7 protein-coding genes are annotated in these 8,016 nt (G+C 72.3%); 2 read left to right on the forward strand and 5 right to left on the reverse strand.

What is annotated here, in order from left to right; translation table 11 throughout:
* On the reverse strand, window positions 1-808 hold an 808-nt coding region (locus AC3A46_RS19015; RefSeq protein ID WP_487666627.1), incomplete at its 3' end, for a citrate/2-methylcitrate synthase.
* Between the two features lie 117 nt (window positions 809-925).
* Here AC3A46_RS19015 and AC3A46_RS19020 point away from each other — a divergent pair.
* The gene (locus AC3A46_RS19020) at window positions 926-2,074 is read left to right on the forward strand and encodes a citrate/2-methylcitrate synthase (RefSeq protein WP_487666628.1); all 1,149 of its coding nucleotides are present in this window, start codon (window positions 926-928) and stop codon (window positions 2,072-2,074) included.
* Between the two features lie 6 nt (window positions 2,075-2,080).
* Here AC3A46_RS19020 and AC3A46_RS19025 read toward each other — a convergent pair whose 3' ends face one another.
* The 3 genes from AC3A46_RS19025 to AC3A46_RS19035 form a co-directional block, all read right to left on the reverse strand.
* The gene (locus tag AC3A46_RS19025) at window positions 2,081-3,820 is read right to left on the reverse strand and encodes a gamma-glutamyltransferase family protein (protein WP_487666633.1); all 1,740 of its coding nucleotides are present in this window, start codon (window positions 3,818-3,820) and stop codon (window positions 2,081-2,083) included.
* Between the two features lie 84 nt (window positions 3,821-3,904).
* Entirely contained in the window at window positions 3,905-5,332 is a 1,428-nt protein-coding gene (locus AC3A46_RS19030; protein WP_487666629.1) for an aminopeptidase P family protein, read from the reverse strand.
* A 38-nt stretch (window positions 5,333-5,370) separates the two neighbouring features.
* A complete protein-coding gene (locus AC3A46_RS19035) occupies window positions 5,371-6,393 on the reverse strand; it encodes an endonuclease/exonuclease/phosphatase family protein (RefSeq protein WP_487666630.1) in 1,023 nt (340 codons plus the stop codon).
* 83 nt (window positions 6,394-6,476) lie between these two features.
* Here AC3A46_RS19035 and AC3A46_RS19040 point away from each other — a divergent pair, with 83 nt between their 5' ends.
* Window positions 6,477-7,340: a PHP domain-containing protein gene (locus tag AC3A46_RS19040; protein WP_487666631.1), complete on the forward strand. Its 864-nt coding sequence runs from the start codon at window positions 6,477-6,479 to the stop codon at window positions 7,338-7,340.
* A gap of 53 nt (window positions 7,341-7,393) precedes the next feature.
* Here the strand turns inward: AC3A46_RS19040 and AC3A46_RS19045 are convergent, their stop codons facing one another.
* Window positions 7,394-7,825: an SHOCT domain-containing protein gene (locus AC3A46_RS19045; protein WP_487666632.1), complete on the reverse strand. Its 432-nt coding sequence runs from the start codon at window positions 7,823-7,825 to the stop codon at window positions 7,394-7,396.
* Window positions 7,826-8,016 lie beyond the last annotated feature (191 nt).

Raw genomic sequence — 8,016 nt, forward strand, 5'->3', positions numbered from 1 at the left:
GGACGGCGCGCAGCAGCTGCGCGGCCGCCCGGCTCGCGGTGCCGTGCAGTGGCGCATCGAACGCGCCGAGCGCGGCGGTGACGACCGCGTAGCCGGAGGCACGGGCCGACGCCGCGACACGCGCGGCGAGGGTGGAGACGGCGAGATCGTGGTCGATGACGAGCACCAGTGCCGCGTCGAGCAGACGGGGGCCGCCGGGGAGATCGTTCGGAGCGAGTGCGCCCCACAGTGTCCGTGCGACGCCCGCGCCCTGGTCGGCGGGTGTGAGTGCGGCGGCCAGGCCCGTGACGAGCCGCGCCCCCACGCGCACCAGCTGCGACGCCTCGGCGTCGTCGCGCAGGGGGTCGGTGGCCGCGAGAGCCGCCACCGCGACGATCAGCCGGTCGACCGGCGGTGCGGTCGGGCCCAGCGCCTCGATCGTGCGTCGTGCGACGGCGAGGTCGGCGGGCGACGGGGGACGGAGTGCAGGTACGTCCCACAGCCAGGTCACGACCTCCTCGAACGAGGACTCGCGCGCGAGCCGCGCCGCCGACCGCTCGCGATAGTGCAGTTCGTCGTCCTCGATGTGGGCGAGTCCGGTGTCGAGCACCATGAGCGGGGTGCCCGGGGCCGGCGAGCCGGGGGCGGCACTCGGCGAGCGCCGGCGCCGGCGCGCGAACGCCTCCACCTCCAGCGGATCGAACGACGAGCCTGCGGCATCGCGCTCTCGCGACAGCAATCCCCGCGACACGTACGCGTACAGCGACTCCGGCTTGACGCCGAGACGAGCGGCCGCCTCGGCCGCGGTCAGGCGGGGAAGGTCGCTCAAGATGTTGATCCGATCAAGATTGACGAAAGCACGATCAAGTTCCGACACTGACTGTAGCCGGAACGATCGCCCCCCGGGTGCGGTCGACATCCCGGAGACCTCGAGCAAGGAGCCGACATGACGACGACAGGCCTCACCCCGATCGACGCGCCGCCGGGCCTGTCCGGCGTGATCGTCGCCGAGACCACCGTGAGCGACGTCCGCGGGGCGGAGGGCTTCTACCAGTACCGGGACCGGTCGGCGATCGAGCTTGCGGAGACCGCGAGCTTCGAAGACGCCTGGCAGCTCCTCGTCACCGGACAGGACGCGACGGATGCCTCCCGTCCGGCGTTCGCCGCCCGGGTCGCCGATGCCACGACCGGGCGGCGTGGCGACCTCGGGCCCGTCGTCGACGCGGTGTCGTCGGCGACGCCGGACGTGCTCGCCGGGCTCGCGGCCGCCTGGCCGCTGCTCGGTGCGAGGCGCGGCATCCATCCGCTCTACGATCTCGACGAGGACGGGCGCCTCGCCGATGCGATCGCCTTCGCCGCCGCGACGCCGGTGCTCGTCGGTGCCCTCTGGCGGCGCGGTCGCGGAGAGCGTGAGCTGCCGGTGCTGGAGGGCCGGGGCGTCGTCGCAAACTACCTCTGGCAGGTCACCGGACGCGTTCCGGACGAGGCGACCGAAGATGCTCTGACCGCCTATCTCATCGCCGTCATGGATCACGGCTTCAACGCCTCCACCTTCACCGCCCGGGTCATCGCGTCGACCGGGGCGGATGCCGCGGCCTGCCTCGTCGGCGCGCTCGGAGCACTCACGGGCCCCCTGCACGGAGGCGCTCCGTCGCGTGCGCTCGACGGTCTGGACGCCGTCGGCACCGACGACCGCATCGACCCGTGGATCCGTGGCGAGCTCGCGGCGGGGCGGCGCCTGATGGGGTTCGGGCATGCCGTGTACCGCACCGCGGACCCGCGCGCCGAGCTGATGAAGCGCGTCGCGCTGCGCACGGGTGGGCCGCGGGTCGAGCTCGCCCTGCGCTTCCAGCAGAGCGCCGAGCGGCTGCTCGCCGAGGCGAAGCCCGGCCGTGAGCTCCACGCCAACGTCGAGTTCTGGGCGGCGCTCGTGATGGAGCGATGCGGGATCCCGCGCTCGATGTTCACGCCGACGTTCGCGGTCGCGCGCACCATCGGGTGGACGGCGCACATCCTCGAACAGGCGCGCGACCCGAAGATCATCCGCCCGGCGGCGCGCTACGTGGGGCCCTCGGTGCGGGTGGCGGCCGCCTGAGCGGGACTATCGTCCGGCGGCGTACCCCTGCATCCCGCGCGGGTTCGCCGCACCCCACAGGACGCCGGTGGCGGCATCTCGTCCGACGGCCGACACACGGCCGAGCGCCCAGTCGCCCGCTCGCGTGACGCGGTGGCCGCGGCGCTCGAGCCCTTCGATCAGCGTCTCGCCGAGCCGGTTCTCGACCACGGCGCCGGCGGGCGTCCAGGTGCGGGGCCAGAAGGACTCGGGCATCGACGTGGTGTGCAGTGCGGGCGCATCGATCGCCTGCTGCGGCGTATGGCCGCCGACGATGATGCGCAGCAGGGCCAGAAGCTGCCACTGGTCCTGCTGATCGCCGCCGGGGGAGCCGATCGCGAACTCCGGTGCGCCGTCCCGAAGCACCAGCGTGGGGGTCAGTGTCGTCCGCGGGCGCCTCCCCGGAGCCAGCGACGACGGATGCCCCGGCTCGAGCCACGTCATCTGCAGACGGGTGCCGAGGCAGAACCCGAGCGCCGGGACCGTCGGTGAGGACTGCAGCCACCCACCCGAGGGGGTCGCCGAGACGATGTTGCCCCATCGGTCGATGACGTCGAGATGGCACGTGTCGCCGCGCGTCTCGCCGGTCTTGGCGACGGTCGGCTCACCCGTGCCGACGGCGGGCGCGTCGTAGGTCGTGCGCAGCGGGGGACGGAACGGCGTGCGGCCGGGGATCGCACCCGGGCGGAACTGCGCCGAGGCCTCCGACGAGATCAGTGACCGCCGGTCGTCGAGGTACTCGGCCGACAGCAGCGCGTCGAGGTCGACGTCGCCGTCCCCGAACCATGCGTCGCGGTCGGCGTACGCCAGCTTCTGCGCCTCGAGGATCGTGTGCGCGCCCGCCTCCTGCGACGGGTCGAGCAGGTCGTCGGCGAGGGGCTCGAGCAGGCCCAGCGTCTGCAGCAGCGCGGGGCCCTGCGTCCACGCGCCGGCCTTGGCGATCGTGCGGCCCCGGAACTCCCGCGTGACGGCGGGCTCGTAGCCGGCGTCGAAGCCTGCGAAGTCGTCCGCAGTGATGACCGCCGCGTGCCGGCCTCCGCCGGAGTGGCGGTGCGGCTGCGACAGGAACGCGGAGGCCTCGTGCGCGACGATCCCCGTCTTCCACTCCCGCCGCGCCGCGTCGATGCGGGCGGCGCGTCCGACCGGCCCGTCGTCGCGCACGGTGCACGACGCGTGGACCAGCGAGTCGAGCACCTCGGCGTAGGCCGGGTTCTGCACGACCTGACCGGCGACCGGCAGCTCGCCGTCGGGCATCCACAGGTCGGCCGACGTCGTCCAGTCGTCGCGGAAGAGCTCGGCGACGCGCCCGATCGTGGCGGCGGCGCCTGCCACGAGCGGGTGCCCGTCGCGTGCGTAGCCGATGGCGTACGCGAGGACGTCGGTGAGCTCCCACGTCCCGTGGTCGCGCAGCAGCAGGAGCCAAGCGTCCACGGCCCCGGGCACGGCGGCCGCGAGGCCTCCGGCGCCGGGCGGGAGGTCGAGACCCTCGCCGCGGTAGTGCTCGATCGTGGCGCCGGCGGGTGCCGGTCCCTGACCCATGAGCACGGTCGGGGCCTCAGCATCCACCGGCTGGAAGATCGCCACGAGATCGCCGCCGGGACCGTTGAGATGGGGCTCGACGACGTGGAGCACGAAGGCCGCGGCGACCGACGCGTCGAAGGCGTTGCCGCCCCGCTCCAGCACCGCCTGTGCGGTGGCGGTCGCGAGCCAGTGCGTGGACGCGGACATGCCGAACGTGCCCGTCAGCGTCGGGCGCGTCGTGAAGGACGAAGGGGCGGTGTATTCCGACACGCTCGACAACCGATGAGAGATTCAGCGGCCGCCGCGGGCGATCCAGGCCTCGACCTCGTCGGCGGTGCGCGGGATCGCGGCGGACAGGTTGACCGGTCCGTCGGCGGTCATGAGGATGTCGTCCTCGATGCGCACGCCGATGCCGCGGTACTCCTCGGGGACCGTGATGTCGTCGATCTGGAAGTACAGTCCGGGCTCGATGGTGAAGACCATGCCCGCCTCGAGGACGCCGTCGTAGTACATGTCGCGGCGTGCCTGCGCGCAGTCGTGAACGTCGAGGCCGAGGTGGTGGCTTGTGCCGTGCACCATGTAGCGACGGTGGTGGCCGCCCTTCTCGGCGTCGAGCGCCTCCTCGGCGGTGACGGGGAGGAGACCCCATTCGGCCACGCGCGCCGCGATGACCTGCATCGCCGCCTCGTGGATCGAGCGGAACTTCACGCCCGGCTTCGCCACGGCGAACGCGGCGTCGGCCGCCTCCCGCACGGCCTCATAGACCTTGCGCTGCACGTCCGTGAAGCGGCCGCTCACCGGCAGCGTGCGCGTGATGTCGGCGGTGTAGAGGCTGTCGACCTCGACGCCGGCGTCGATCAGGATGAGGTCGCCGGGGACGACGGCGCCGTCGTTTCGCGTCCAGTGCAGGTAGCACGCGTGGGGCCCGGACGCGGCGATCGTGTCGTAGCCGACCGCGTTGCCGTCACTGCGTGCGCGCTGGTGGAAGACACCCTCGACGACGCGCTCGCCGCGGGGGTGCTCGATGATCGCGGGGAGGTTCGCGACGATGTCGTCGAAGCCGGATGCGGTGACCTGGACGGCGAGCTCCAGCTGGCCGATCTCATAGGCGTCCTTCACGAGGCGCAGCTCCGAGACGAACCGGGTGAGGTCGTCGTCCTCGTCGAGCACGACGTCCCCGTCGCCCGCCTCGAAGTCGTCGATGTGCGCCGTCGCGAGGCCGAGGTCGGAGGCGACGCCCGCCAGCGCGGGGCGCGGGCCGATCCAGAACTCGCCGATCGAGGCATCCGAGTAGAACTCGCTCGTCGTGCGGTCGGCGCGCTCGCGGAAGTACAGCGTGACGTCGTGGCCACCTGACGAACGAGGCTCGAACACCAGCAGGGCGCCGGGCTCCGCGTCCGAGGCCCACCCCGTCAGGTGCGAGAAGGCGGAGTGCGCGCGGAACGGGTAGTCGGTGTCGTTGCTGCGCTGCGTGAGCTCGCCCGCCGGGATCACGAGGCGCTTGCCCGGGAAGGCCGCCGAGACGGCGTCGCGACGAGCCGCCGTGAACGCGGCCTGAGGACGGGCCGGCGGAGCGGAGTCGGGGCGTTCGGCCCATCCGGTCGAGATCGTGTCGAGGAAGCCCTGCCCGTACGGCTGACGGCGATTCGTGCTGGTCGAGGTCGCGGTCTCTGCGGTGCTCGTGGCGCCGGGGGACTGCTCGCTGGCTGCGCTGCTCATGCCTCCCAGTCTCGCACGCGCGGGGGAGCGCGGGCAGTTCAGCCGGCGGGGTCGTACTGGACGATGAGCGGGCGGTGGTCGGAGCCGGAGTCGTCGAGCGAGCGCAGCACGAGCGAGCCCGTCGCCCGCCACTGCGGCGTCGCCATCACGTGGTCGATCGGGGCGCCGAGGATGGCCGGTATATCGGCCGACCACGTGCCCAGCGCGCCGTTGCCGGTCTCGGTCGCGGCATCGGTGCAGTGGCCGAGCGTCGCGCCGTGGAGCCCGAGACCCGACATGTGGTCGACCGTCGCGTTGAAGTCGCCGGCCATGATCACGTTGCCGTCGCCGCACTGATCGGCAAGCCACTGGAGGTCGTCGCGCCAGCTCTGCATGTAGCTCGGGCGCGGGGCGACGGCGTGCACCGCGACGACGATGGGACCGTCGCCCGAAACCGGCATGGCCACTGCGCTGGGCACGGTCGAGGTGTTGCTGCTGCCGTCGAGCGAGGACTCGATCACGGCGTAGTCGCCCAGGTCGGGCGAGATCAGGAGCGTCGTCGAGCCGGCGTCCCATTCGGTGGACGGGTCGGAGGCGTGGTGCGCCCACATGCGGTGGCCGAGGTCGCGCATCGCGATGGCGACGCTCTCCCCGGTCTCGATGGTCGTCTCGGGCAATGCGACGATGTCGGCGTCCATCGCGACAGCGATCTTCGCGATCGTCTCGGGCGGCGTCGCCGGGCCGGCGGTGTTCCACGTCATGACACGGACGGACGCCTCGGTCTTCGCCGGGAGCGGGTCGCTGCCCAGGCCGCCGCGGGACGACAGCACGGCGACGTTCGCGACGGTCGCGAGCCCTGCGACCACCGCGATCGAGAAGGCGAACGCGCGGATCGGGCGGGCGATCGTGAGCAGGAGCGCCAGCAGCGCCGCGGCGGCGAACGCCAGCGCGAGGATGCCCCGGAAAGACACGATCTGGGCGATGGGGTAGAGCCGCTCGACGCGGAAGAAGCCCGGGAAGGTCAGCACCGCGGCGGCGATGGCGCACAGCACGGTGAAGAGGATCCCGAGCAGGCGAAGCACGACGGCGACTCTATGCGAGCAGGCTGTGAGATCCGTCAGCGCGCGCGGGCGTCGCCCGAATCGCGCCGCGCTACGCTCGGAGGATGCCCCGACTGCAGCCGTTCGAAGGACCGAGCGACCTGCATCTGCACTCGGCGAACTCCGACGGCACGCAGCCGCCCGCGGAGGTCATGGCGTCCGCCCATCGGCATGGCGTGCGGACGGCGGCGCTCACAGACCACGACACCACGTCAGGCTGGGCCGAGGCCGCCGAGGCCGCGACCTCCCTCGGCATGACCTTCCTCCCGGGTATGGAGCTGTCGGCGCGGCACGAGTGGCGCAGCGTCCACGTGCTGGCGTACCTGCCTGACCCCGACGAGCCGGCGCTGCGCGCCGAGACCGCACGCATCCGGTCCTCGCGGCTGGATCGCGCCCGACTGATGGCCGACCGCATCGCGCGCGACTACGACCTCGTGTGGGACGACATCCTCGAGCAGACCACCGACGGCGCGACCGTCGGCCGCCCGCACATCGCCGACGCGCTGGTGGCGCGGGGGCTCGTGCGCGATCGCGCCGAGGCCTTCGCGGGCATCCTGAGTCCGCGCGGCGACTACTACGTCGCCCTCTACGCGCCGGACCCGGTGACCGCGGTGGGACTCGTCGCGGGCGCCGGGGGAGTGGCCGTCATCGCGCATCCGGCCGGGCGTGCCGGCCTGCTTCCGATGCGGCTGATGGAGCGGATGCTGGACGCCGGCCTCGCGGGCTTCGAACTGGGTCATCGCGAGAACCGCGACCCCGCTCTCACGACCCTGCGCGATCTGTGCCGGGAGCGCGATCTCGTGGTGACGGGATCCAGCGACTACCACGGTCTCGGCAAGCCCAATCAGCCGGGCGAGAACACCACCACCGATGAGATGGTGGCGCGCATCATCGCCCGTGCAACGGGAAGCGCCCCCGTCTACCCGTGAAGGGAGGACGAGGGCGCCTCGGACCGCGGATGCCGCGGGTCAGATCATGACGATCAGCTCAGGGCCTTGGCCTTGAGTGCGTCGTACTCGGCCTGCGTGATCGTGCCGGTGTCGAGGAGACCCTTCGCCTTGGCGATCTCGTCGGCCGGGCTGGCGCCCGCACCCGCGACCGACTTGATGTAGGCGTCCTGGGCGCTCTGCAGCTCCGAAGCCTCCTTCGCGCTGCGCTTGGCCATGCCGTCGCCGCGCGCGATCAGGTAGACCAGCAGCGTCAGGAAGGGCACGAAGATCAGGAAGATGATCCAGACGGCCTTCCCCCAGCCGTTCAGCTTGTGGTCGCGGAACAGGTCGGCGATCACGGCGAACAGCGCGAACAGGTACGCCATGAAGAAGAAGATCCAGAGGAACCACCAGATGATGTCCCAGAACGAGCCCCAGAAGCCCTGGTACTCATAACCGGTGGTGACGGCCTCGATGATGCGCATCGTGTGCCTTTCGTGAATGCGAGATACCGGCGCCCTGTGCGCCGTCTGCGCTCACCATAGCGCTGTCGCGGCGCCGGATGACGGCGCCGCGACAGGAGAAGGACGGATTCAGGCGCCGACGGTGGCGCCGCCCGCGGGGGCCGACCCTCCGCCGCTTCCGCCGCGGCGGCGACGGCGGCGCCGCGGGGCGG

The sequence above is a fragment of the Microbacterium sp. Soil_C_42 genome, assembly GCF_057656735.1.

Coding starts and splice junctions, on each gene's coding strand:
- AC3A46_RS19020 (WP_487666628.1), top strand. CDS start 926: ATGACGACGACAGGCCTCACCCCGATCGACGCGCCGCCGGGCCTGTCC.
- AC3A46_RS19025 (WP_487666633.1), bottom strand. CDS start 3,820: ATGTCCGCGTCCACGCACTGGCTCGCGACCGCCACCGCACAGGCGGTG.
- AC3A46_RS19030 (WP_487666629.1), bottom strand. CDS start 5,332: ATGAGCAGCGCAGCCAGCGAGCAGTCCCCCGGCGCCACGAGCACCGCA.
- AC3A46_RS19040 (WP_487666631.1), top strand. CDS start 6,477: ATGCCCCGACTGCAGCCGTTCGAAGGACCGAGCGACCTGCATCTGCAC.
- AC3A46_RS19045 (WP_487666632.1), bottom strand. CDS start 7,825: ATGCGCATCATCGAGGCCGTCACCACCGGTTATGAGTACCAGGGCTTC.